The following is a 23,394-nucleotide window of genomic DNA, read 5'->3' as shown; positions in this document are numbered from 1 at the left end:
GGCCCCCATGCTCCGGCAGCGGCAGCGGAACCCCGCCGCCCCGCGGCGGGCTCCCGACCCCCGGCAATGGGTCCCCAGCGCCCCGCCGGCTCCCGGGACCCTTCAGCCGCCCTCCGCGGCCCGTGTCCCCGCTGCCCCCGCTCTCGGCGCCCTTCCGCCTCCCACGGCCCTTTTATCCTGGTCCTCAGCCCGTTCGCAGGAGAAAGGTCGCCCCTTGGGGAACAGCTTGGTGCACAGCACGGACGGCAGCCGTCGTCCTCAGCCGCAGATCCCGGTCGTCGTCCTCGCCGGATTCCTCGGGTCGGGGAAGACCACGCTCCTCAACCACCTGCTGCACCGCAGCGCGGGCAGCAGGATCGGGGCGATCGTCAATGACTTCGGCGCCATAGAGATCGACGCGCTGGCCGTCGCGGGCGCCCTCGGCGACTCCACCGTCTCCCTCGGCAACGGCTGCCTGTGCTGCGCCGTGGACGCCAGTGAACTCGACGTCTACCTGGCCAAGCTCGCCGCGCCCGAGGCCGGTGTCGACGTGATCGTCATCGAGGCCAGCGGACTCGCCGAACCCCAGGAGCTGGTGCGGATGGTGCTGGCCAGCGAGCACCCCGGCATCGTCTACGGCGGCCTCGTCGAGGTCGTGGACGCCGCCGAGTTCGACGACACGCGCGCGCGGCACCCCGAGATCGACCGGCACCTCGCCCTCGCCGACCTGGTGGTCGTCAACAAGGTGGACCGGGCCGCGGACCCCGAACGGGTGCTCGCCCTGGCGGGGTCGCTGACCGACCGGGCCGCCGTCGTCCCGACGACCTACGGGCGCGTCGACCCGGAGTTCCTCTTCGACTGCCGACCGAGCGAGGAACGCATCGGCCAGCTGTCCTTCGACGACCTGCACGACCACGACGACGCCCACGACGCGGACGGCCTCGGCGCGGGCGGCCACGCCGGACACCTGCACACCGGCTACGACAGCCTGTCGTTCACCTCCGACGTCGCCCTGGACCCGCGCCGTCTGATGCGGTTCCTGGACAGCCGACCCGAGGGTCTGTACCGGATCAAGGGCCACGTCGCCCTCGGGCCCAACGACACCCGCAACCGGTACACCATGCACGCCGTCGGCCGGTTCCTGCGCTTCTACCCCGAGCCCTGGGCCCCCGCCGAGCCCCGCCGCACCCAGCTGGTGCTGATCGGTTCCGGCATCGACACCGAGGCGCTCGGCAAGGAGCTGAAGGGCTGCGAGAGCGACGCCCCGCACGCCGACGAGCACGGCATGTGGGGCGTCCTGCGCTATGTGCAGGGCACCGAGGACGAACCCGGCCCGGAGCCCCGCGGCGACTGGCTGGTCTAGAAGACCGGCCCCGCGATCACCGACACCGTCTTCGGCAGCGAGGTGCCCGAGCCGTCCCGGCGCGGGTCCGGGTCCGGCAGTTCGGCCGGGGTGCCGTTCTTCTGCGCGGCGCGCGCCGGCACCGGGCCCGCCCAGGCCAGCGCCAGACAGTCCTCGCCCTTCAGGAACCGCTGGCAGCGCACGCCGCCGGTCGCCCGGCCCTTGCGCGGGTACTGGTCGAACGGGGTCAGCTTGGCCGTCGTCTGCACCGAGTCGTCCAGGGTGCCGCGCGAGCCGGCCACCGTGAAGACCGCCGCGTCGGCGGCCGGGTCGACGGCCGTGAAGCAGATGACCTTCGCGCCCTCGGCGAGCTTGATGCCCGCCATGCCGCCCGCCGGACGGCCCTGCGGACGGACGATCGAGGACTGGAAACGCAGCAGTTGCGCGTCGTCCGTGATGAAGACCAGGTCCTCCTCGCCGGTGCGCAGCTCCACCGCGCCGACGATCCGGTCGCCCTCCTTGAGCGTGATGACCTCCAACTCGCCCTTGTTGGACGGGTAGTCCGGCACCACGCGCTTGACCACGCCCTGCTCGGTACCGAGCGCGAGACCGGGGGAGGACTCGTCCAGCGTGGTCAGGCAGACCACCGTCTCGTCGTCCTCCAGGGAGACGAACTCCGCGAGCGGCGCGCCTCCGGAGAGGTTCGGCGCGCCCGTCGCCTCGGGCAGCTGCGGCAGGTCGACCACGTTGATCCGCAGCAGCCGGCCCGACGAGGTCACCGCGCCGATCTCACCGCGCGCCGTCGCCGGCACCGCCGAGACGATCACGTCGTGCTTGACCCGCTTGCCGCCCGCCTGGTCGGGGAACGGCTCGGCGGTCGCCGTACGCGCCAGCAGGCCCGTGGAGGACAGCAGCACCCGGCACGGGTCGTCGGCCACCTGGAGCGGCACGGTGGCCGCCGGGGCGCCGCCGGACTCCAGCAGGACGGTGCGCCGGTCGGTGCCGAACTTCTTGGCCACGGCGGCCAGTTCGGCCGAGACCAGCTTGCGCAGCTCCTGGTCGGAGTCCAGGATCCGGGTCAGCTCCGCGATCTCCGCGGTGAGCTTGTCCTTCTCCGCCTCCAGCTCGATGCGGTCGTACTTGGTGAGCCGGCGCAGCGGCGTGTCGAGGATGTACTGCGTCTGTACCTCGCTCAGCGAGAAGCGCCCCATCAGGCGCTCCTTGGCCTGCGCCGAGTTGTCGCTGGACCTGATCAGCCGGATGACCTCGTCGATGTCGACCAGGGCGGTCAGCAGACCCTCGACCAGGTGCAGCCGGTCGCTCTTCTTGGCGCGGCGGAACTCGCTGCGCCTGCGCACCACGTTGAAGCGGTGGTCGAGGTAGACCTCGAGCAGCTCCTTCAGGCCCAGGGTGAGCGGCTGGCCGTCCACCAAAGCCACGTTGTTGATGCCGAAGGACTCCTCCATCGGCGTCAGCTTGTAGAGCTGCTCCAGGATGGCCTCGGGCACGAAGCCGTTCTTGATCTCGATGACCAGGCGCAGCCCGTGCTCGCGGTCGGTGAGGTCCTTGACGTCGGCGATGCCCTGGACCTTCTTCGCGTTGACCAGGTCCTTGATCTTCGCGATGACCTTCTCCGGGCCGACCGCGAACGGCAGTTCGGTGACCACCAGGCCCTTGCGGCGGGCGGTCACCGGCTCGACCGAGACCGTCGCGCGCATCTTGAAGGTGCCACGGCCGGTCGCGTACGCGTCCCGGATGCCGTCCAGGCCGACGATCCGGCCGCCGGTGGGCAGGTCGGGGCCGGGGACGTGCTTCATCAGCGCGTCCAGGTCCGCGTTCGGGTTCCTGATCAGATGGCGGGCGGCGGCCACGACCTCGCGCAGGTTGTGCGGCGGCATGTTGGTCGCCATGCCGACCGCGATCCCCGAGGAGCCGTTGACCAGCAGGTTCGGGAAGGCGGCGGGCAGGGCCACCGGCTCCTGCTCCTGGCCGTCGTAGTTCGGCGCGAAGTCGACCGTGTCCTCGTCGATCGACTCGGTCATCAGGCTCGTGGCCTCGGCCATCCGGCACTCGGTGTACCGCATGGCGGCCGGCGGGTCGTCATTGCCCAGCGAGCCGAAGTTGCCGTGGCCGTCGACCAGCGGCAGCCGCATGGAGAAGGGCTGGGCCATGCGCACCAGGGCGTCGTAGATCGACGCGTCGCCGTGCGGGTGCAGCTTGCCCATGACCTCGCCGACGACGCGCGCGCACTTCACATAGCCGCGTTCGGGGCGCAGGCCCATCTCGTTCATCTGGTAGACGATCCGGCGGTGCACCGGCTTGAGGCCGTCACGGGCGTCCGGCAGGGCGCGCGAGTAGATGACCGAGTAGGCGTACTCGAGGTAGGAGCCACGCATCTCGTCCACGACGTCGATGTCGAGGATCTTCTCCTCGTACGAATCGTCGGGCGGCGGGGTCTTCGTGCTGCGGCGGGCCATCGCTGCCGGCTCCTCCTGATCTGATCGCTCGCCTTCGGGGCGCGCACCCTTCGGCTCGCTCGTGCTGAAGCGTCTGACAAATCTGTCGCGGACCATTGTGGACCGGGGCACTGACAACCCGGACCGGCGCCCCGGTCCGCGCGGCTCGCCCGGTGCCCCGGACGATCACCGGATCCGGGTGCGAGGCAGGCTACGCGATCCGCTGTCGGCGTACGTGCCGCGGGAACTTCACCGGGGCCCCGCACGCTTTGCATACAGTGGCAGGAACGGCAGGAAAACCGCGGTTTCACGACCGCCTCCGCTCGCGAAGGGACGTACATGCCCATGGGTCACACGACCACAGCCGAGGCAGGCTCCGGGGGCCTGACAGCGACCGAGCATCGCCTGGCCAACGGTCTGCGCGTGGTGCTCTCCGAGGACCACCTGACCCCCGTGGCGGCGGTCTGCCTCTGGTACGACGTCGGCTCCCGCCACGAGGTCAAGGGGCGCACCGGCCTGGCCCACCTTTTCGAGCACCTGATGTTCCAGGGTTCCGGGCAGGTCAAGGGCAACGGCCACTTCGAGCTGGTGCAGGGCGCCGGCGGCTCGCTCAACGGCACCACCAGCTTCGAGCGCACCAACTACTTCGAGACCATGCCCGCCCACCAGCTGGAGCTCGCGCTCTGGCTGGAGGCCGACCGCATGGGTTCGCTGCTGACCGCCCTGGACGACGAGTCCATGGAGAACCAGCGCGACGTCGTCAAGAACGAGCGCCGCCAGCGCTACGACAACGTCCCCTACGGCACCGCCTTCGAGAAGCTGACCGCCCTGTCGTACCCCGAGGGCCACCCGTACCACCACACGCCGATCGGCTCCATGGCGGACCTGGACGCGGCCACCCTGGAGGACGCCCGCCAGTTCTTCCGCACCTACTACGCGCCGAACAACGCGGTGCTCTCCGTGGTCGGCGACATCGACCCCGAGCAGACCCTCGCCTGGATCGAGAAGTACTTCGGCTCCATTCCGGCCCACGACGGCAAGCCCGCGCCCCGTGACGGCTCCCTGCCGGACGTCATCGGCGAGGAGCTACGCGAGGTCGTCGTGGAGGAGGTCCCGGCGCGCGCCCTCATGGCCGCCTACCGGCTGCCGCAGGACGGCACGCGCGTGTGCGACGCGGCCGACCTCGCCCTGACCGTCCTCGGCGGCGGCGAGTCCTCCCGGCTGTACAACCGGCTGGTGCGGCGCGACCGTACGGCCGTCGCGGCCGGCTTCGGGCTGCTGCGCCTGGCCGGCGCGCCCTCCATGGGCTGGCTGGACGTGAAGACTTCCGGCGACGTCGAGGTGCCGGTCATCGAGCGGGCCATCGACGAGGAGCTGGCCCGGTTCGCCGAGGAGGGCCCCACCGCGGAGGAGATGGAGCGCGCCCAGGCCCAGTTGGAGCGCGAATGGCTGGACCGGCTCGGCACCGTCGCCGGCCGCGCCGACGAACTGTGCCGCTACGCCGTCCTGTTCGGCGATCCGCAGCTCGCCCTGAACGCCGTGCAGCGCATCCTGGAGGTCACCCCCGAGGAGGTCAGGGAGGTCGCCAAGGCCCGGCTGCGCCCCGACAACCGCGCGGTCCTGGTCTACGAGCCGAAGTCCCCGCAGGCCGTCGAGGACGCCGATCTGCCCGAGGACCCGGAGTCGGAGGCCACCGTAGAGGCCGGAAACGAGAACGAGGAGACGGCCAAGTGACCGAGCAGCTCGCCACCATGGACTTCCACCCTCAGCCGCAGGCCGGCGCAGCGAAGCCGTGGGCCTTCCCGGCCCCCGAGCGCGGCGCGCTCGACAACGGCCTGACCGTGCTGCGCTGCCACCGACCCGGCCAGCAGGTCGTCGCCGTCGAGGTGCTCCTGGACGCCCCCCTGGACGCCGAGCCGGCCGGCCTGGACGGCGTCGCCACCATCATGGCGCGCGCCTTCTCCGAGGGCACCGACAAGCACTCCGCCGAGGAGTTCGCCGCCGAGCTGGAGCGCGCGGGCGCCACCCTGGACGCGCACGCCGACCACCCCGGCGTCCGGATCAGCCTGGAGGTCCCCGCCTCGCGCCTGGCCAAGGGCCTCGGCCTGGTCGCCGACGCGCTGCGTGCTCCCGCCTTCGCCGAGAATGAAGTCGAGCGGCTGGTCCGCAACCGCCTGGACGAGATCCCGCACGAGCTGGCCAGCCCCGCCCGCCGGGCCGCCAAGGAACTCTCCAAGGAGCTGTTCCCGGCCACCGCGCGCATGTCCCGGCCGCGCCAGGGCACCGAGGAGACGGTCGAGAAGATCGACGCGGCCGCCGTACGCGCCTTCTACGACCGCCATGTGCGCCCCGCCACCGCCACCGCGGTCGTGGTCGGCGACCTCACCGGCATCGACCTGGCAGCCCTGCTCGGCGAGACCCTGGGCGCCTGGACCGGCACGCCGGGCACGCCCCGCCCGGTGCCCGCCGTGACGGCCGACGACACCGGGCGTGTCGTCATCGTGGACCGGCCCGGCGCCGTCCAGACGCAACTGCTCATCGGCCGCGTCGGCCCGGACCGGCACGACCGGATGTGGCCCGCCCAGGTGCTCGGCACCTACTGCCTCGGCGGCACCCTCACCTCCCGCCTGGACCGCGTGCTGCGCGAGGAGAAGGGCTACACCTACGGGGTGCGCGCGTTCGGGCAGGTGCTCCGCTCCGGACCCGACGGCAACGGTGCCTCCATGCTGGCCATCAGCGGCTCCGTGGACACCCCCAACACCGGTCCGGCGCTGGACGACCTGTGGAAGGTGCTGCGCACCCTCGCGGCGGAGGGCCTGACCGACGCCGAGCGGGACGTCGCCGTGCAGAACCTCGTCGGGGTCGCGCCGCTGAAGTACGAGACCGCGGCGGCCGTCGCGGGCACGCTCGCCGACCAGGTGGAGCAGCACCTTCCCGACGACTTCCAGGCGACGCTCTACCGGCAGTTGGCCGCGACGGGCACCGTGGAGGCCACCGCGGCGGTCGTCAACGCCTTCCCGGTGGACCGCCTGGTGACGGTTCTCGTGGGTGACGCGTCCCAGATCAAGGCGCCGGTCGAGGCGCTGGGCATCGGCGCGGTCACCGTGGTGGCGGCGGAGTAACCACCCGCGAGGGCAGCCCCCTGGGGGCGGTGCCCGGGCAGCGGATCAGGCCCCGACAGGGGGTGGCCCTGACGGCGATGGGGCCCTGATGGCCTACGGGTCGTCAGGGCCCACTTCGTTCCACTCCCTTCCCAAGATGTCCGGATTAGGGGGGAGGTTTCCTGTCTGCCCTGTGGGATGCGCTACAAAAGCCGCCTTCTGTTTGAGGATTGGCGGCCGGTCCGCTTAGCGTCGTCCGGGTTGTCCGTCGGGCAGTGCGCCGCAGCCGCGGCACCGGACAGCCATCGCCGAGTCCCCGAGGCGCGAGCCAGGGGAGCCGGGGACCCACCTGTCCCTGGGGTGAATCGGGCCCGTCCGCGCGCGAGCGCCGGGCCCGTAGGAGACCTTCCTGCTCCGAACCCGTCAGCTAACCCGGTAGGCGAGAGGGAAGGAAAGGAACAGCCACGCACATGGCGTTCGCATGCGCCACCGGGAAGCACCGCAAGCCCGGCCGGGTCAAGCGCACCACCGCCCAGGCGGCCGGTGTCGTGGCCCTGACCACCACCGGTGTCATCGGCACCCTCGCCGCGTCCCCGGCGCTCGCCGCCGAGACCCCCGTCGAGCAGACCGGCCTCACCCCGGTGCTCACCGCGAGCGACGACCTCGCCGAGCACATCGACGCCCAGGCCGTCGCCCAGCAGCGGATCGCCGAGCACGAGGCGGCCGAGAAAGCCGCCGCCGTGCGCGCGAAGGAGGCCCACGAGGCCAGGGCACGCGCCGCCCGCGAGGCCGAGCGCAAGCGGCTGAACGCCTTCGTCGCCCCGATCGCGCACTCCTACGTGTCCACCGGCTACAAGGCGAGCAGCTCCCTGTGGTCCTCCGGCTCCCACACCGGTATCGACTTCCACGCGATGACCGGCACCCCCGTGCACGCGGTCGGCGCCGGCACGGTCGTCTCCACCGGCTGGGGCGGGGCGTACGGCAACCAGATCGTGCTCCGCATGGCCGATGGCATGTACACCCAGTACGGCCATCTGTCGTCCATCGGGGTCACGGTGGGCCAGCAGGTCACCGCGGGCCAGCAGATCGCCCTGTCCGGCGCGACCGGCAACGTCACCGGCCCCCATCTGCACTTCGAGGCGCGCACCGGCCCCGGCTACGGCTCTGACGTCGACCCCATCGCGTACCTGCGCGGCCACGGCGTGAACGTCTGACCGACCGCACGGCACCGAAAGCCCCGCCCACCCGGCCGGGGCTTTCGCCTTTCCCGGACGTTCTCGCCCGGCCCTGTCCAAAAGATATCCATGGATCGAGGCCCGCCGTCGGAAATTGCGGCCCGGTGGAATAGAGTCACGGAAAACACGCGTTCGTCGTCGGCGTCGTGTCGCGGGCATTAAGGCGGAGGTCGGTCATGCGTATTCCGGCGCAATCGGTGTGCACGGCGATCCGGGACGATATCGTCGCAGGCGCCCTCGAACGCGGGAGCCGGCTCACCGAGGAGGTGCTCGCCCGCCGCTACGGCGTCTCGCGCGTCCCCGTGCGCGAGGCCCTGCGCACCCTGGAGGCGGAGGGCTTCGTGGTGACGCGCCGGCACGCGGGCGCCTGCGTGGCCGAACCGACCGAGCAGGAGGCGGCCGACCTGCTGGAGATGCGGCTGCTCCTGGAGCCGCTCGGCGCCGCGCGGGCCGCCCGGCGCCGCAGCGAGGCCCATCTGAAGGTGCTGCGCGGCCTGGTCCGGCTGGGCCAGGAGCGTGCCAGGAGGGGCGGCAGCGAGGACCTGCGCGCCCTGGACGGCTGGTTCCACGAGACGCTGGCCCAGTCCTGCGGCAGCCCCTCGCTGACCTCGGCACTCGTGCAGCTGCGCCACAAGATCGCCTGGATGTACACGGTGGACGCGCCGCCGGACGCGCCCGGCACCTGGGCCGAGCACGGCGCGATCGTGGACGCGGTGGCGCGCGGCGACAGTGAGCGCGCCCGCGCGGTGACCGCGCTGCACACGGAGCGGGCGACGGCGGCGCACCGGCTGCGGCTGCCCGGGGCCGCGGCGCGTGCGCGGGCTTCGCAACATGCCGTAAACATGTCCGGTGCGTGGAATTAACACGGGTGCCGTATACAAAGTGGTGGGAATATTCGGCGAGCGTGTATTTCCGGGCGCCCTGAATTCCTGGAGGCGGCCCACCCGGAATTCCCGGCGTGGCCGATACGACGACGCCCGGAAAACACGGAAGCCGCGCCACCCGCTGAGGGATGACGCGGCTTCACGAATCCGGCCCGGACTTCTCGGACCCGGACACGGCCCGTACAGAGCCCGGACTAACCGGCCCGGCTGCGGCCCGGACTTCCCGGCCCGGCTGCGGCCCGGACTGTCCTGGAGTCAGCCCGGTCCCGGCCCGCCCCGGACGGCTCAGGCCACTCGCCGCCCAGGCCGCTCAGACCGTCTCGGGCAGCTCCTCCAGGCCCTCGGCGACCAGCTTGGCCAGCCGGTCCAGGGCGGCGTCCGCGCCCTCGGCGTCGGAGGCGAGCACGATCTCCTCGCCGCCCTGGGCGCCCAGGCCCAGAACGCCCAGCATGGAGGCCGCGTTGACCGGGGTGCCGCCGGCCTTGCAGATCGTCACCGGGATGCCTGCGGCCGTGGCGGCCCGGACGAAGATGGAGGCGGGGCGGGCGTGAAGACCCTCGGCCCAGCCGACGTTGACGCGGCGCTCAGCCATGTGTTGCTGCCCTTCACTGTTCAGGGTTGTCTAGACCAGTGTTCCATATCGTGAAGCGTGCCAGAAGAGGGGCTGCGCACCCCCTCCGCCGTGCTCCACAGACTGCCCCGCGCCGTTGTCGGACGCGAGCCGTACGCTGGGCCCCATGCGAACCTCGGCGGAACCGCAGGGCCGGTACGAGTACCCGGCGCACTGGGAGGCGGACGTGGTGCTGCGGGACGGAGGCACCGCCCGCATCCGGCCCATCACCGTCGACGACGCCGACCGCCTGGTCCACTTCTACGAGCAGGTCTCGGACGAGTCCAAGTACTACCGCTTCTTCGCCCCTTACCCCCGGCTGTCCGCCAAGGACGTCCACCGCTTCACGCACCACGACTTCGTGGACCGGGTGGGCCTCGCGGCCACCGTGGGCGGCGAGTTCATCGCGACGGTGCGCTACGACCGCATAGGGGCAGGCGGCGCGCCCGCGTCCGGTCCCGCCGACGAGGCCGAGGTCGCCTTCCTGGTGCAGGACGCCCACCAGGGCCGGGGGGTCGCCTCCGCCCTCCTCGAACACATCGCGGCTGTCGCCCGCGAGCGGGGCATCCGCCGCTTCGCCGCCGAGGTGCTGCCCGCCAACACCAAGATGATCAAGGTGTTCACGGACGCCGGGTACACCCAGAAGCGCAGCTTCGAGGACGGCGTCGTACGCCTGGAGCTGGACCTCGAACCCACCGACCGCGCCCTCGCCGTGCAGCACGCGCGCGAGCAGCGGGCCGAGGCGCGCTCGGTGCAGCGGCTGCTCGCGCCCGGCTCCGTCGCGGTCATCGGCGTCGGCCGCGCGCTCGGCGGGGTCGGCCGCGGCGTTCTGGCCAACATCCGCGACGCCGGGTACGCGGGCCGGCTGTACGCCGTGAACAGGGCGTTCCCCGCAGACCTCGCCGAGGTCGACGGGGTGGCCGCCTACCGCTGTGTGCGGGACGTCGGCGCCCCGGTGGACCTCGCCGTCGTCGCCGTACCGGCCGAGCACGTGCCCGCGGTGGTCGCCGAGTGCGGGGAACACGGCGTCCAGGGGATCGTGGTGCTCAGCGCCGGGTACGCCGAGAGCGGCCCCGAGGGCAAGGAGCGGCAGCGGGCGCTCGTGCAGCAGGCACGGGCGTACGGCATGCGGATCATCGGGCCCAACGCGTTCGGCGTCATCAACACCGCCCCGGACGTACGGCTGAACGCCTCCCTCGCCCCCGAGATGCCGCGCCCCGGCCGCATCGGCATGTTCGCCCAGTCCGGCGCCATCGGCATCGCCCTGCTGTCCCGGCTGCACCGGCGCGGCGGCGGTGTCACCGGGGTCACCGGCGTCTCCACGTTCGTCTCCGCGGGCAACCGGGCGGACGTGTCCGGCAACGACGTCCTCCAGTACTGGTACGAGGACCCGGACACCGACGTCGTCCTCATGTACCTGGAGAGCATCGGCAACCCGCGCAAGTTCACCCGGCTCGCCCGGCGGACGGCGGCGGCGAAGCCGTTGGTCGTGGTGCAGGGGACGGGCACCGCACCGCAGGGCCACGCGGTGCGCGCCACGCGGCTGCCGCACGCGACGGTCTCCGCGCTGCTGCGGCAGGCCGGGGTCATCCGGGTGGACACCATCACGGAGCTGGTCGACGCCGGACTGCTGCTCGCCCGGCAGCCGCTGCCCGCCGGGCCCAGGGTGGCGATCCTCGGGAACTCCGAGTCCCTTGGCGTGCTGACGTACGACCGGTGCATCGCGGAGGGGCTGCGCCCGTCGCGGCCGCTCGACCTGACGACCGGGGCGACGCCGGAGGACTTCCACCGGGCACTGAGCGCGGCGCTGGCCGACGAGACGAACGACTCCGTCGTGGTGACGGCGATACCCGCGATCGGGGAGGCGTCGCCGGGAGACGCTGAGCTGGCGGAGGCGCTGCGGTCGGCCGCCGCCCGGGTGCCGGGGAAGCCGGTGCTGGTGGTGCATGTGGAGCTGGGCGGGCTGGCTGAGGCGTTGTCGGCGGCGGCGAGTACGGCACCACAGGCCGCGGACAGGGCCCTCAGCGTCGAGGTCACCGCCGGCACCGCGGGCACCGCGGGCACCGCGGGTGAGGAGAAGCCGCCCACCGCGGGAGCGGGAAAGCTGTCCACCGCGGGAGCGGAAAGGGCACCCACCGCGGAGTCGGCAGGCACCACCCCGCCCCCCGCACCCCCGACGCCCCCCGAAGGCACCCGCCTCATCCCCGCCTACCCCGCCGCCGAACGCGCCGTACGCGCGCTCGCCGAGGCGGTCCGGTACGGGCAGTGGCGGCGGGAGGCGGCCGAGCCCGGACGGGTGCCGGAGTACGAGGACATCGACGAGAAGGGCGCCGCGCGGCTGATCGGGGAGTTGTTGGAGCGCGGCGAGGGGCTCACCATCTCGGACGCGCAGACCTGCGAACTGCTCGCGAAGTACGGCATCCGGGTGCGCCGCGCGCTTCCCGCGCCCACCCCCGACGCCGCCGCCGACGCCGCCCGTGCCCTCGGCTACCCCGTGGCCCTGAAGGCGACCGCCCCCCACCTGCGGCACCGCGCCGACCTGGGCGGCGTCCGCCTGGACCTGGCGGACGAGGACCAACTGCGGCGGGTGTACGCGGAGTTGACCGAGCTGTTCGGCAAGCCGGAGGAGATCCGGCCGGTGGTGCAGGGGATGGCGCCCCGAGGCGTCGACACCGTCGTACGCGCCGTGATCGACCCGGCGGCCGGGGCCGTGCTGTCCTTCGGGCTCGCCGGCGCGGCCTCCCAGCTGCTGGACGACACGGCGCACCGGCTGATCCCGGTCACCGACCGGGAGGCGACCTCGCTGGTGCGCGCGATCCGCACCGCGCCCCTGCTGTTCGGCTGGCGCGGCTCCACCCCCGTGGACTCCCCCGCCCTGGAGGAGCTGCTGCTGCGGGTCTCCCGCCTGGTCGACGACCACCCCGAGGTGGTCGCCGTCACCCTGGAACCGGTCGTCGTGGCCCCGCACGGCGCGAGCGTCCTCGGCGCGACCGTACGGCTCGCACCCCCGCCCGCCCGCGACGACCACGGCCCGCGCACCATGCCGGCCTACTGAGCGCGCCCCCATGGAGATCGCCGGCCACCGACTCCCCGAGGGCAGCTGGTGGGACTGGGAGGTGCGGGGCTGGGACGCCGGGGCGCTGCGCCTGGCCGCCGGGTACGACCTCACGTACCACCACGCCCTGGAAGTCGTCTTCGTCGCCCCCGGCCTCGTATCCTGCCCGCTCGCCTTCCAGGACCCCGTCTTCCGTCCCCCCCCACCCCCGACGAGACCGGCCGCCTGATCCGGTCCCTCGGGCAGGCGCCCCCCGTGCTCGTCGCGTTCGAGGCGGACGCCGGTGGAATCGAACCCGTGTCCTGTCTGATCGCCGTCGAGCGGGTGGAGATCCGGCACGGGCCGCGTCCCGAGAAGCGGGAAGGCACCTGACCGGGAGACACTCCGGCCCCCCTCCCACCGCACGCCCCGTTGGCCCGGAGTGCCCCCGTCCACGCACTAGGATGGACGCCATGGCCAAGACCAGTACGACGACCCAGGGGCTGCGAGCGGCGATCGAGCGCAGCGGCTACTACCCGGCCCTCGTGGCCGAGGCGGTGGAGGCCGCCGTGGGCGGCGAGCCCATCCGGTCGTACCTGGTCCACCAGGAGACCACGTTCGACCAGAACGAGGTGCGCCGCCATGTGACCGTCCTGGTCCTCACCGCCAACCGCTTCATCGTCAGCCACACCGACGAGCAGGCCGCCGACGGCACCTCCCCGACGCCGTACGCCACTACCTCCACCGAGTCCGTGAAGCTCGGCCGGATCTCGTCCGTCGTGCTCAGCCGGGTGGTCGCCAACCCCGAGCAGTACACACCGGGCACCCTGCCCCGCGAGGTCGTGCTGACCATCGGCTGGGGCGCGGTCAGCCGGATCGACCTGGAGCCCGCCGCCTGCGGCGACCCCAACTGCGACGCCGACCACGGCTACACGGGCAACTCCACGGCGGACGACCTCAGCCTGCGCGTCAGCGAGGCCGGCGACGGCCCCGAGACGGTGCGCGAGGCGCTCGCCTTCGCACAGGCCCTTTCCGAGGCGACCGCGGACCTCGACCGCTGATGTCCCAGCTCTCCGCCTGGGGCCACCCGGAACCCCTCGCCCTGTCCGGCGCACCGCTGCCCGAGTACGGCACCGGCTCCCTCGCCGACCTGCTCCCCACCCTCGCCGCGGGCATGGGCGTCCCCGGTACCACCGCGGCGATCACGGAGCTGGCCCCGGTCGACCGGGCCTGCGTCTTCCTGGTCGACGGCCTCGGCTGGGAGCAGCTGCGCGCCCACCCCGACGAGGCGCCCTTCCTCACCTCGCTGCTCGGCAGCTCGCGCGGCGGCACCGGCCGGCCGCTCACCGCCGGCTACCCGGCGACCACCGCGACCTCCCTCGCCTCCGTCGGCACCGGCCTGCCCCCCGGCGCCCACGGCCTGCCCGGCTACACGGTCCGCGACCCGGCCACCGGCGCGCTGATGAACCAGCTCCGCTGGCAGCCGTACACCGATCCGGGCCGCTGGCAGCCGTACCCCACCGTCTTCCAGCTGGCCCACGCCGCCGGGGTGCACGCGGCCCAGGTCTCCTCGCCGACGTTTCAGCACACGCCGCTCACCAAGGTCGCGCTCAGCGGCGGCACCTTCCACGGCAGGCTGTCCGGCGAGGAGCGGATGGACCTCGCGGCCGAGCAACTGGCCGCCGGGGACCGCTCGCTGGTGTACACGTACTACGCCGAACTGGACGGCGCGGGCCACCGCTACGGCGTCGCCTCCGACACCTGGCGCGGCCAGCTGATGTGCGTCGACCGGCTCGCCCAGCGCCTCGCCGAGCAGCTGCCCCCGCGCAGCGCGCTCTACGTGACCGCCGACCACGGCATGATCGACGTGCCGTTCGACGAGGAGCACCGCTTCGACTTCGACACGGACTGGGAACTGAGCGCCGGGGTCGCCCTGCTGGGCGGCGAGGGCCGGGCCCGCCATGTGTACGCGGTGCCGGGCGCCCGGAGCGACGTGCTGACCTGCTGGCGCGAGGTGCTCGGCGAGCAGTTCTGGGTGGCCTCGCGCGACGAGGCGATCGAGGCCGGCTGGTTCGGGCCGCATGTGGATGAGCGGGTGTACGACCGGCTCGGCGATGTGATCGCGGCCGCGTGCGACGACGTCCTGATCATCGCCTCCGAGCGGGAGCCCAAGGAGTCCGCGCTGGTCGGCAACCACGGTTCGATGACGCCCGTGGAGCAGTTGGTCCCGCTGCTCGAAGTACGTTCCTGACCCGCCGCCCCTCTCCGCCTCATCCGCCCCCTCACCGAAAGGTGCTCAACTCCTCATGCCCGAGCTGGTGTTCTTCTCCGGAACGATGGACTGCGGGAAGTCGACGCTGGCTCTCCAGATCGAGCACAACCGCTCCGCGCGGGGCCTGGCCGGGATGATATTCACCCGCAACGACCGCGCGGGCGCGGGCAAGCTGTCCTCGCGTCTCGGCCTGGTCACCGATGCGGTGGAGGTCGCCGACGCCCAGGACCTCTACGTGTACATCGTGGACCACCTCTCGCAGGGCGGCCGGATCGACTATGTGATCGCGGACGAGGCGCAGTTCCTCGCGCCGGTGCAGATCGACCAGCTGGCGCGCGTGGTGGACGACCTCGGGGTGGACGTCTTCGCCTTCGGTATCACCACCGACTTCCGCTCCAAGCTCTTTCCCGGCTCGCAGCGGCTGGTGGAGCTGGCCGACCGCATCGAGGTGCTCCAGGTGGAGGCGCTGTGCTGGTGCGGCGCCCGCGCCACGCACAACGCCCGTACGGTCGGTGGCCAGATGGTGGTCGAGGGTGCCCAGGTCGTCGTCGGGGACGTCAACCAGGCGGCGGACGAGGTCGGTTACGAGGTGTTGTGCCGCCGCCACCACCGGCGCCGCATGACCGCCGCGACGGCCCGCGCGGCGGCCCTGTCCCCGGACGTCCTCCCCGTCTCCTCCCCCTGACCCCACCGTTCGCCGGTCTCCTGGCCTGCCGCCCCGCCTCCCGCCGGCTCGCCGGGGCCCAGCCGTTCTCCGGGCCTCCCGGCCTGCTGCCGGACGTCCCGACCGTTCGACCCTGGCCTGCCGCCACGTCTCCCGCCGGCTCGCCGGGGCCCCAGCCGCTCGTTGGGCCTCCCGGCCTGCCGCCGGACGTCCCGACCGTTCGCCGAGCCCCCGACCGGTCGCCGGGTCTCCCGCAGCGCTTGGCGCGAGTTGGGAGCGGCCGGGCCTCTCGACCACTCGCCGGGCCTCCCGGCCTGCCACCACATCTCCCGCCGGCTCGCCGGGGCCCCAACCGCTCGCCTGGTCTCCCGACCGTTCGCCGAGTCTCCGACCGGTCGCCGGGTCTCCCGCAGTGCTTGGCGCGAGCCGGGAGTGGCCGGGCCTCCCTACCGTTCGCCGGGCCTCCCGGCCTGCCGCCATGCCTCCCGACCATTCGCTGGAGCCCCCACCGCTCGCCGGACCTCCCGGCCTGCCGCCGGGCGTCGCGACCGTTCGCCAAGCCCCCCGACTGGTCGCCGGTTCTCCCGCAGCGCTTGGCGTGAGTTGGGAGCGGCCGGGCCTTCCGACCAGTCGCCGGGGCCCCACCGCTCGCCGGGCCTCCCAGCCTGCCTCTGGGCCTCCCAACCACTTGCCGAGCCCCCATCACTCGCCGGGCCGCCCGACCGCTCGCCGAGCCCCCATCACTCGCCGAACCTCCCGCAGCGCTCGGCGCGAGCCGGGGCCCAGCATCCGGCGCTCAGCAACTCAGCAGCTCAGCGGCCAGCGGCGCGGCGCTCAGTGTGGTTCCTGGAGCAACGAAAACACCGCACCCTCCGGGTCCGCCACCGTGGCCACCCGTCCGTGCGGGCCCTCATGGGCCGGGCGGAGGATCAGGCCGCCGAGGCCCGTCACCTGACGCAGTGTCTCCGCGATGTCGGCCACCTCGAAATAGGTCGCCCAGTACGGCCCCCGGTCCCGCGGCAGCCCGTGGCCCACGCCGTGCAGTCCGGCCACCGGGCGCCCGCCGACGCGCAGGGTCACGTAGTCGAACCCGGCGGACACCACGGGCTCCGTCTCGTACCCGAACACACTCGCGTAGAACTTGGCGACGCTCTCCGTCTCAAACGTCAGCAGCTCGTTCCACGCGGGTGCGCCCGGCACCCCGGTGACCGCCGGGGCGAGATGCGCGGGCGCCTGCCAGATGCCGAACACCGCGCCCGAGGGGTCCGCCGCGATGGCCAGCCGCCCGGCCTCGGCCGCGTCCAGCGGGCCGACCGCCACGGTGCCCCCGCACAGCCGTACCGCCTCGGCCGTGCGGTCCACGTCGGCCGAGGCGAGATAGGGCGTCCAGGCGATCGGCAGCAGGTTCTCCGGCGGCAGCTGGCCCATGCCGGCCACCTCGCGCCCGTCGAGCAACGCCCGCACGTACGGCCCGAGCTGCTGCGGGCCCGGCCGGAACTCCCAGCCGAACAGCTCTCCGTAGAACTCCTCGGTGGCGGTGAGCCGGTGCGCCATCAGACTCACCCAGCAGGGTGTGCCGGGCGCGCGCAGCGCCTGCGGACCGGCCGACTCCCGTGCCTCGGTCATCGATCACTCTCTCCCCGGCCCCCTTGTGCGGTGGCCGTGTCGCTTCCGCTTCTCCGGCAGGTGTGTGCACGCCGCCGGCGCGTACGCCCGTACCGGTGTGTCCGCATCCTCCACGGTCGCACGGCCCTGTCGTGTCGCCGCGCCGCCGGATCGGCGGTGTCTTCCGGAAGAATGCCTGGGCTGACGTCTTTCGCCGCTTTCTGACGATGTCCGACGGAGGTCCGACGGATGTTCGCCGGGTGTACGGCGTGTGCTCGATCCCCTACGGCTCGTGATCGAGCCTGCCCGGCCGAGCAGAGTAGCCGCACCTGGACGCCGTGGCCACCCCTGGCGTATGCATGGCGGCATGACAGTCATCATCACCGCACCCGAACTCGCCGAGGCGCTCGCCGGCGAGGCGCCCCCAGTCCTGCTGGACGTACGCTGGCAGTTGAGCCTGGCGAAGGCGGCGGGCGCTCCGCCCTTCGACGGCCGGGCCGAGTACGCGGCCGGGCACATCCCGGGCGCGGTCTTCGTCGATCTGGACCGGGAGTTGGCCGGGGCGCCGGGCGAGCACGGCCGCCATCCGCTGCCGGACCTCGCCGAGTTCGGCGCCGCGATGCGCCGCGCGGGCGTGTCGGCGAGCCGTCCGGTCGTCGTGTACGACGGCGGGCAGGGCTGGGCCGCCGCCCGCGCGTGGTGGATGCTGCACTGGACGGGTCACCCGGACGTGCGGGTCCTCGACGGCGGGTTGCCGTCCTGGACGGGGGAGTTGTCCACCGAGGTGCCCGATCCGGCCGAGGGCGACTTCGTGCCGGCGCCGGCCCCGGACGGTCTGCTGGACGCGGACGGAGCCGCCGAACTGGCCCGCACGGGTGTGCTGCTGGACGCCCGCGCGGGGGAGCGGTACCGGGGCGAGGTGGAGCCCGTGGACCGGGTCGGCGGCCACATCCCCGGCGCGGTCTCGGCGCCGACCACGGAGAACGTGGGCCCCGACGGCCGCTTCCTGCCCGCGGTCGAGCTGAAGGACCGCTTCAAGGCCCTCGGGGTCTCCTCCGACGCGCCGGTGGGCGTCTACTGCGGCTCGGGCGTGTCCGGAGCCCATGAGGTCCTGGCCCTCGCGGTGGCGGGCATCCCGGCGGCCCTGTACGTGGGTTCGTGGTCGGAGTGGTCCGCGGACCCCTCCCGGCCGGTGGCGGTGGGCGCCGACCCGCAGTAGCCGCCAGGGCGGCGCAGGAGAGGGGCGGAACACCTGGGTGTCCCGCCCCTCTTGGCGTCGTGCGACGGTTTACTCCTGCTTCTTGCGGCGGGTGCCGAACACGATCTCGTCCCAGCTCGGGACGGCCGCGCGGCGGCCGGGGCGCACTCCGTCGGCCTCGGCCTGGCGGTCCGTGGCGCCGGTCAGCCGGTCGCGGTGGCTGCTGACCGAGCGGGGCATGAGGACATCCGCGTAGGCCGAACCGGCCGAGGCGGCGGGCGCCGGCGGCTCCTCCACCGCGGCCTCCTCGTCGGGCTCGTCCGGGCTCTCCGGGGAGCGCTCCGGCACCACCATGTCGCCGCGGAAGGACGGCACCGCCTCCAACAGGCTGGTCAGCGAGTCCCGTTCGCCGGCGGTCTCCTCGGCGGGCTCGGCCGACTGCGCGGGCAGGCTCGGCCGCTCGCGGTCGGTCTGCCGGTCGAAGGCGCGGTCCATCGAGCGTTCGCGCGGCAGCCGGGCGATGCGCGGGACGAACGGGAAGCTCGGCTCCGGTACGGCGAGGTCGTCGGACTCGCCGATCAGCGAGCGCGCCTCGTCGTCCACGGCCTGGACCAGCCGCCGGGGCGGGTCGTACGTCCAGCTCGCCGAGTGCGGTTCGCCCGCGACCCGGTAGACGAGCAGCACCTCCCAGGTGCCGTCGTCGCGGCGCCAGGAGTCCCACTGCACGGTGTCCTTCTCGGCGCCGCGCAGCAACAGCCGTTCCTGGACGGCCTCGCCGAGCAGCGGTCCCGAGTTCTCGCCGGGGCGGCGGACGGGGGTCTTGCGGGCCCGCTCGGCCATGAAGGCGCGCTCGGCCAGCACCGGCCCCTCGAAGCGCCGCACCCGGTCGACGGGGATGCCCGCGAGCTGTGCGACTTCTTCCGCGGTGGCACCGGCTCGTATCCTCGCCTGGATGTCACGGGGGCGCAGATGGCTCTCGACCTCGATCTCGATCTGGCCGAGACGCGGCCGGTCTCCGCGCACGGCGGCGCGCAGCCGCTCGTCGATCGGAAGCGTGTACTCCGTAGAGTCGGCAGCCTTCAGCACCAGCCGTGTGCCGTCATTCGAGACGGCCACGACACGCAGTTCGGGCATGGGGACCTCCCGGGTGGTGCCTGCCGACGTCACGTGCGTCGCTGCTTCCGCTAGTCGAGTGTGGCCTGCCCGGGTGCAGCCTGCCACAACCTTGCCGAGTTGCCCGGCGTGTCGGGCGCGGGCCCTGGGTCGCCGTTATGGCACGGTTACCAGTTCGCCACGCTAAGTGACCAAGTCCGTCACCCTGTGCAACTAGCCCCTCCCGGCGGTCCTTGGTGGCCGCGGACACCCTGGTGGGAGGCCGGACCCAGGGCTCGCAACAGTACTCCATTCGGGCCACGTGCGTGGATTGGCGCGCCGCCCAACTTCCGGCAAGGGATGACTCCGAGCCGCGCGCAACCGGTTTTGTGGATCATGAACGTGGCGAAGTTCACGCAATCCCCGGAAACGGAACTATCGGTTTCGCGCATACGTCCCTATCCCATGCGATCAGTACCCCGATGTCGATCAAGTACGGGAAAGGCAGGCAAGTTCCGGGTATGCGCGAAACACCCGATGCGCAGCGGAAGCGGATCGACCTGAGCGTCGCGCAGGTGGCCGGCAGCGCCCTCGCGGCCGTCATCGCGGCGAAGCTGGCCTCCTCCTTCGGCGTGTACGGCACGATCCTCGGCGCCGGTGTCGTCAGCGTGATCGCCACCTGCGGCGGCTCTCTCTTCCAGCACTTCTTCCGGCGGACCGGGGAGCAGTTGCGGGTGGTGAAGAAACCGGCCGCCGCGTCCCCGGCGCAGGACCCGTCCGCCGAGGGCGAGTTCTCCGCCGGCACCGTCTACCGCGCGCGGGTCAAGAGCTGGCGGCGTCCGCTGGTCGCGGCCGCTCTCGTGTTCGGGGTGACGATGGGCGGCATCACGACGTACGAACTGGTGTCCGGCAGCAGCTTCAGCGGCGGTACCGGTACGACGGTCGGCGACGCCGTCGGCGGCCGGGGCTCCGGCGTCCACCGGACGGACGACCCTGGCCGGCTCCCCCCGCACACCTCCCCGGGCGCAGGCGACTCGTCCGACGGCGGCGCCCCGGCTCCGGGCGCCGGCACGGACCCGGCGGCCAGCTCGGGCACCGGCACTGGCACCGGCACCGGCTCCGGCGGCGGTACGGGGGGCTCCTCGTCGCCCGCCCCGAGCACCTCGCCCGACGGGAAGGACGGCGGGGACCAGGCCTCCCCGGCCCCGACGCCCAGCGGCTCCGCCGGGGCGGCTACGACCCCAGCACCCTCCGCAAGTAGTCGTTCCGGAACAGACGTTCCGGGTCCAGACGGTCCCGCAACGCCGTGAACTCGGCGAACCGCGGATACACCCGCGCGAGGTATTCCGCGTCCCGCGTGTGCACCTTCCCCCAGTGCGGTCGGCCCTCGTGCGCGGTGAAGACGCGCTCGGCGGCGGTGAAGTACGACTGGTACGGCGTGCCCCGGTACATGTGGACCGCGATGTAGGCGCTGTCCCGGCCCGAGGCGGTGGACAGGGTGATGTCGTCGGCCGGTGCGGTGCGCACCTCCACCGGGAAGCTGACGCGCAGGCCCGAGCGCTCCACCATGGCCTTCAGCTCGCGCAGCGTCTCCACCAGGGCCGCGCGCGGCACGGCGTACTCCATCTCCACGAACCGCACCCGGCGCGGCGAGGTGAAGACCTTGTACGGGATGTCGGTGTACGTCCGCGCGGACAGCACCCTGCTGGAGACCTTCGCGATGCCGGGGATGCTCGCGGGCGCCGCCCGGCCGACCCACTGGGTCACCTGGAAGAGGCCGTTGGAGAGGAACTCGTCCTCGAACCAGCCGGACAACTGCCCGAGGGGCCGCTCGGGGCCCGCGCTGCGGTTGTTGCGCTTGGTGTTGGTGTTGCCGGTGTGCGGGAACCAGTAGAACTCGAAGTGCTCGTTCTCCGCCCAGAGTTGATCGAACTCGGCCAGGACCCGGTCCAGGGACATGGGCTCCTCGCGCGCCGTGAGCAGGAACAGCGGCTCCACGGCGAAGGTGATCGCGGTGACGATGCCGAGCGCGCCGAGCCCCAGCCGGGCGGCGGCGAAGACCTCCGGGTGCTCCGTAGCGGAGCAGGTGAGCACCGAGCCGTCCGCCGTGACGAGTTCGAGGCCCTTGATCTGGGCGGCGAGGGAGGCGGAGTCGTGGCCCGTGCCATGCGTGCCAGTGCTGGTCGCCCCGGAGACCGTCTGCTCCATGATGTCGCCCATGTTGGTGAGCGACAGACCCTCGCGCGCCAGCGCCGCATTGAGTCGCTTGAGCGGGGTGCCCGCCTCGACCGTGACCGTCATGGCATCCCGGTCGATGGTGCGTATACCGGTCAAGAGTTGAGGGCGTATCGACAGACCGTCGGTGGCCGCGATCGAGGTGAAGGAGTGCCCGGTGCCGACGGCCTTCACCGCCAGCCCGTCCTCCCGCGCCCGGCGCACCGCCGCCGCCAGTTCCCCGACCGAGGCCGGCGCGACCTGCCGGGCGGGCCGGGCCGCGATGTTCCCGCCCCAGTTACGCCATGTGCCGTTCGCGCCGCTCGTCTTCCCGTTCGCCGTGCTGCTCAACGGTTCCTCCCCGACCCGCGACCGGCCTGCGCAGCCGGCGGTACCCGAGGAAACCGACCACGACCGCGACGGCCCCGGAGAGCACCGGGACCCCGTACCCGGCGCGCGCCCCGGCGGCGTCGATCACCGAGCCGGCCAGCGAGGAACCGAGCGCCACGCCGACCGCGAGGCCGGTGCTCACCCAGGTCATGCCCTCGGTGAGCTGCGCGCGAGGTACGTGCTTTTCGATGAGGGACATCGTCGTGATCATCGTCGGTGCGATGGACAGCCCCGCAACGAACAGCGCCACGGCCAGAAGCGGCAGGTTTCCGACCAGTAGGAGGGGGATCATACTCACGGCCATGGCGGCCACGCCCAGGAGCCAGCGGCGCTCCGCCGACCCGGAGAGCCGCAGCAGCCCGAAGACCGCGCCGGCCAGACAGGAACCGGCCGCGTACAGGGCGAGCACCACGCTCGCGGTGCCCTTGTGGCCGCGTTCGTCGGCGAAGGCCACCGTGACCACGTCCACCGAGCCGAAGATCGCACCGGTCGCCACGAAGGTCGCCACCAGCACCTGGAGCCCCGGCGAGCGCAGCGCGGTGCCCCCGCCGTGCCGCTCGCCCGGATGCGGCTCCGGCCCGGTGGCGCGCTGGGCGGTCAGCCAGCACACGCCGGCCGCCAGGAAGACGGCGGCGAGCAGGGGGCCGGCCTCCGGGAACCAGATCGTGCACAGGCCGATGGAGATGATCGGCCCGAAGACGAAGCAGATCTCGTCCATGACCGACTCGAACGAGTAGGCGGTGTGCAGCTTGGGCGTGCCCCGGTACAGGGCGGCCCAGCGGGCCCGGATCATCGCGCCCAGGCTCGGCACCGCGCCGATCCCGGCGGCGCAGGCGAACAGCACCCAGTCCGGCCACCGGAAGTGCGCGGCCAGCAGCAGCCCGGCGGCCGCGGCGAGCGCCACCAGGGTGGCCGGGCGCAGCACCCGGCTCTGCCCGTGCCGGTCCACCAGCCGGGAGACCTGGGGTCCGAGCACAGCGGCGGACAGCGCGATGGTGGCCGACAGCGCGCCCGCGAGCCCGTAGCGCCCGGTGAGCTGGGAGATCATCGTGACGACGCCGATGCCCATCATGGACAGCGGCATCCGGCCGAGGAGCCCCGCGGCCGAGAAGGCCCTGGTGCCGGGCACGTCGAAGAGGGCTCTGTAGGGGCTGGGCACGTGGTCTCCGAGGCGGTCCGTAAGGCGCGAATGCGGTGGATACAGCTTACGAGTTAGGGGAACCTAAGTGCACTCGGTTTCGGCTGGGGAAAATCCGGTATAAACCCGCTGGATCTCGACTCTTCATCCCGCGGTTGCCGGGCCCTCGGTACCGGGTGG

At 72.8% G+C, this 23,394-nt stretch carries 18 protein-coding genes and 1 riboswitch; of the genes, 12 read left to right on the top strand and 6 right to left on the bottom strand.

The genetic code is table 11. From position 1 onward, the window contains the following. The first annotated feature begins 214 nt into the window (after window positions 1–214). Complete coding sequence (locus ACE4Q9_RS08430; RefSeq protein ID WP_397983616.1) at window positions 215–1,342, top strand: CobW family GTP-binding protein; 1,128 nt, start codon at window positions 215–217, stop codon at window positions 1,340–1,342. On the opposite strand, the gene ACE4Q9_RS08425 is transcribed toward ACE4Q9_RS08430, so the two are convergent. Continuing rightward, the gene (locus ACE4Q9_RS08425; RefSeq protein ID WP_397983615.1) at window positions 1,339–3,798 is read right to left on the bottom strand and encodes a DNA topoisomerase (ATP-hydrolyzing) subunit A; all 2,460 of its coding nucleotides are present in this window, start codon (window positions 3,796–3,798) and stop codon (window positions 1,339–1,341) included. The two genes, ACE4Q9_RS08430 and ACE4Q9_RS08425, sit on opposite strands and share 4 nt — an antisense overlap. A 318-nt stretch (window positions 3,799–4,116) precedes the next feature. Between ACE4Q9_RS08425 and ACE4Q9_RS08420 the strand changes: the two genes are divergently transcribed. From ACE4Q9_RS08420 to ACE4Q9_RS08405, 4 genes are all read left to right on the top strand, one after another. Further along, complete coding sequence (locus tag ACE4Q9_RS08420; protein ID WP_397983614.1) at window positions 4,117–5,511, top strand: M16 family metallopeptidase; 1,395 nt, start codon at window positions 4,117–4,119, stop codon at window positions 5,509–5,511. 17 nt (window positions 5,512–5,528) lie between these two features. After that, on the top strand, window positions 5,529–6,899 hold the full coding sequence (locus ACE4Q9_RS08415) for a M16 family metallopeptidase (protein WP_397987154.1): 1,371 nt from the start codon (window positions 5,529–5,531) through the stop codon (window positions 6,897–6,899). 275 nt (window positions 6,900–7,174) lie between these two features. Then, window positions 7,175–7,335: riboswitch (cyclic di-AMP (ydaO/yuaA leader) on the top strand. Between the two features lie 13 nt (window positions 7,336–7,348). Beyond that, window positions 7,349–8,092 (top strand): M23 family metallopeptidase, encoded by a 744-nt coding sequence (locus ACE4Q9_RS08410; protein WP_397983613.1) that lies wholly within the window; start codon window positions 7,349–7,351, stop codon window positions 8,090–8,092. Window positions 8,093–8,289: 197 nt separating this feature from the next. Beyond that, the gene (locus ACE4Q9_RS08405) at window positions 8,290–8,976 is read left to right on the top strand and encodes a GntR family transcriptional regulator (RefSeq protein ID WP_397983612.1); all 687 of its coding nucleotides are present in this window, start codon (window positions 8,290–8,292) and stop codon (window positions 8,974–8,976) included. A gap of 331 nt (window positions 8,977–9,307) precedes the next feature. Here the strand turns inward: ACE4Q9_RS08405 and ACE4Q9_RS08400 are convergent, their stop codons facing one another. After that, on the bottom strand, window positions 9,308–9,589 hold the full coding sequence (locus ACE4Q9_RS08400) for an HPr family phosphocarrier protein (protein WP_037654141.1): 282 nt from the start codon (window positions 9,587–9,589) through the stop codon (window positions 9,308–9,310). A gap of 145 nt (window positions 9,590–9,734) precedes the next feature. On the opposite strand from ACE4Q9_RS08400, the gene ACE4Q9_RS08395 reads away from it, so the two are divergent. The 5 genes from ACE4Q9_RS08395 (at window position 9,735) to ACE4Q9_RS08375 (ending at window position 15,598) form a co-directional block, all read left to right on the top strand. Then, complete coding sequence (locus ACE4Q9_RS08395; protein ID WP_397983611.1) at window positions 9,735–12,662, top strand: GNAT family N-acetyltransferase; 2,928 nt, start codon at window positions 9,735–9,737, stop codon at window positions 12,660–12,662. A gap of 10 nt (window positions 12,663–12,672) precedes the next feature. Next, on the top strand, window positions 12,673–12,891 hold the full coding sequence (locus ACE4Q9_RS08390) for a hypothetical protein (RefSeq protein ID WP_397983610.1): 219 nt from the start codon (window positions 12,673–12,675) through the stop codon (window positions 12,889–12,891). 214 nt (window positions 12,892–13,105) lie between these two features. Then, window positions 13,106–13,702, top strand: coding sequence for a DUF5998 family protein (locus ACE4Q9_RS08385; RefSeq protein WP_397983609.1), 597 nt, complete (start codon window positions 13,106–13,108; stop codon window positions 13,700–13,702). Beyond that, window positions 13,702–14,892 (top strand): alkaline phosphatase family protein, encoded by a 1,191-nt coding sequence (locus ACE4Q9_RS08380; protein WP_397983608.1) that lies wholly within the window; start codon window positions 13,702–13,704, stop codon window positions 14,890–14,892. The genes ACE4Q9_RS08385 and ACE4Q9_RS08380 overlap by 1 nt, the downstream gene beginning before the upstream one ends. A gap of 55 nt (window positions 14,893–14,947) precedes the next feature. Next, on the top strand, window positions 14,948–15,598 hold the full coding sequence (locus ACE4Q9_RS08375; protein WP_397983607.1) for a thymidine kinase: 651 nt from the start codon (window positions 14,948–14,950) through the stop codon (window positions 15,596–15,598). 813 nt (window positions 15,599–16,411) lie between these two features. Here the strand turns inward: ACE4Q9_RS08375 and ACE4Q9_RS08370 are convergent. Next, complete coding sequence (locus ACE4Q9_RS08370) at window positions 16,412–17,203, bottom strand: VOC family protein (protein ID WP_397983606.1); 792 nt, start codon at window positions 17,201–17,203, stop codon at window positions 16,412–16,414. A 346-nt stretch (window positions 17,204–17,549) separates the two neighbouring features. On the opposite strand from ACE4Q9_RS08370, the gene ACE4Q9_RS08365 reads away from it, so the two are divergent. After that, window positions 17,550–18,401, top strand: coding sequence for a sulfurtransferase (locus ACE4Q9_RS08365; RefSeq protein ID WP_397983605.1), 852 nt, complete (start codon window positions 17,550–17,552; stop codon window positions 18,399–18,401). A 69-nt stretch (window positions 18,402–18,470) separates the two neighbouring features. On the opposite strand, the gene sepH is transcribed toward ACE4Q9_RS08365, so the two are convergent. Further along, on the bottom strand, window positions 18,471–19,514 hold the full coding sequence (gene sepH, locus ACE4Q9_RS08360) for a septation protein SepH (protein ID WP_397983604.1): 1,044 nt from the start codon (window positions 19,512–19,514) through the stop codon (window positions 18,471–18,473). Between the two features lie 479 nt (window positions 19,515–19,993). Between sepH and ACE4Q9_RS08355 the strand changes: the two genes are divergently transcribed. Next, a complete protein-coding gene (locus ACE4Q9_RS08355) occupies window positions 19,994–20,782 on the top strand; it encodes a hypothetical protein (protein ID WP_397983603.1) in 789 nt (262 codons plus the stop codon). Here the strand turns inward: ACE4Q9_RS08355 and ACE4Q9_RS08350 are convergent. Both ACE4Q9_RS08350 and ACE4Q9_RS08345 read right to left on the bottom strand, forming a co-directional pair. Further along, window positions 20,706–22,037: a D-arabinono-1,4-lactone oxidase gene (locus tag ACE4Q9_RS08350; RefSeq protein ID WP_397983602.1), complete on the bottom strand. Its 1,332-nt coding sequence runs from the start codon at window positions 22,035–22,037 to the stop codon at window positions 20,706–20,708. The genes ACE4Q9_RS08355 and ACE4Q9_RS08350 overlap by 77 nt on opposite strands. Further along, entirely contained in the window at window positions 21,985–23,235 is a 1,251-nt protein-coding gene (locus tag ACE4Q9_RS08345; RefSeq protein WP_397983601.1) for an MFS transporter, read from the bottom strand. Before ACE4Q9_RS08345 ends, ACE4Q9_RS08350 begins: the two co-directional genes overlap by 53 nt. Window positions 23,236–23,394: the final 159 nt, after the last annotated feature.

Origin of the sequence: Streptomyces sp. AM6-12, from assembly GCF_044327085.1 — a bacterium.
GTDB lineage: Bacteria > Actinomycetota > Actinomycetes > Streptomycetales > Streptomycetaceae > Streptomyces.
This window is presented reverse-complemented; position numbering and strand designations above follow the sequence as displayed.

Coding starts and splice junctions, on each gene's coding strand:
- ACE4Q9_RS08425 (WP_397983615.1), bottom strand. CDS start 3,798: ATGGCCCGCCGCAGCACGAAGACCCCGCCGCCCGACGATTCGTACGAG.
- ACE4Q9_RS08420 (WP_397983614.1), top strand. CDS start 4,117: ATGCCCATGGGTCACACGACCACAGCCGAGGCAGGCTCCGGGGGCCTG.
- ACE4Q9_RS08415 (WP_397987154.1), top strand. CDS start 5,529: ATGGACTTCCACCCTCAGCCGCAGGCCGGCGCAGCGAAGCCGTGGGCC.
- ACE4Q9_RS08410 (WP_397983613.1), top strand. CDS start 7,349: ATGGCGTTCGCATGCGCCACCGGGAAGCACCGCAAGCCCGGCCGGGTC.
- ACE4Q9_RS08405 (WP_397983612.1), top strand. CDS start 8,290: ATGCGTATTCCGGCGCAATCGGTGTGCACGGCGATCCGGGACGATATC.
- ACE4Q9_RS08400 (WP_037654141.1), bottom strand. CDS start 9,589: ATGGCTGAGCGCCGCGTCAACGTCGGCTGGGCCGAGGGTCTTCACGCC.
- ACE4Q9_RS08395 (WP_397983611.1), top strand. CDS start 9,735: ATGCGAACCTCGGCGGAACCGCAGGGCCGGTACGAGTACCCGGCGCAC.
- ACE4Q9_RS08390 (WP_397983610.1), top strand. CDS start 12,673: ATGGAGATCGCCGGCCACCGACTCCCCGAGGGCAGCTGGTGGGACTGG.
- ACE4Q9_RS08385 (WP_397983609.1), top strand. CDS start 13,106: ATGGACGCCATGGCCAAGACCAGTACGACGACCCAGGGGCTGCGAGCG.
- ACE4Q9_RS08380 (WP_397983608.1), top strand. CDS start 13,702: ATGTCCCAGCTCTCCGCCTGGGGCCACCCGGAACCCCTCGCCCTGTCC.
- ACE4Q9_RS08375 (WP_397983607.1), top strand. CDS start 14,948: ATGCCCGAGCTGGTGTTCTTCTCCGGAACGATGGACTGCGGGAAGTCG.
- ACE4Q9_RS08370 (WP_397983606.1), bottom strand. CDS start 17,203: ATGACCGAGGCACGGGAGTCGGCCGGTCCGCAGGCGCTGCGCGCGCCC.
- ACE4Q9_RS08365 (WP_397983605.1), top strand. CDS start 17,550: ATGACAGTCATCATCACCGCACCCGAACTCGCCGAGGCGCTCGCCGGC.
- sepH (WP_397983604.1), bottom strand. CDS start 19,514: ATGCCCGAACTGCGTGTCGTGGCCGTCTCGAATGACGGCACACGGCTG.
- ACE4Q9_RS08355 (WP_397983603.1), top strand. CDS start 19,994: ATGCGCGAAACACCCGATGCGCAGCGGAAGCGGATCGACCTGAGCGTC.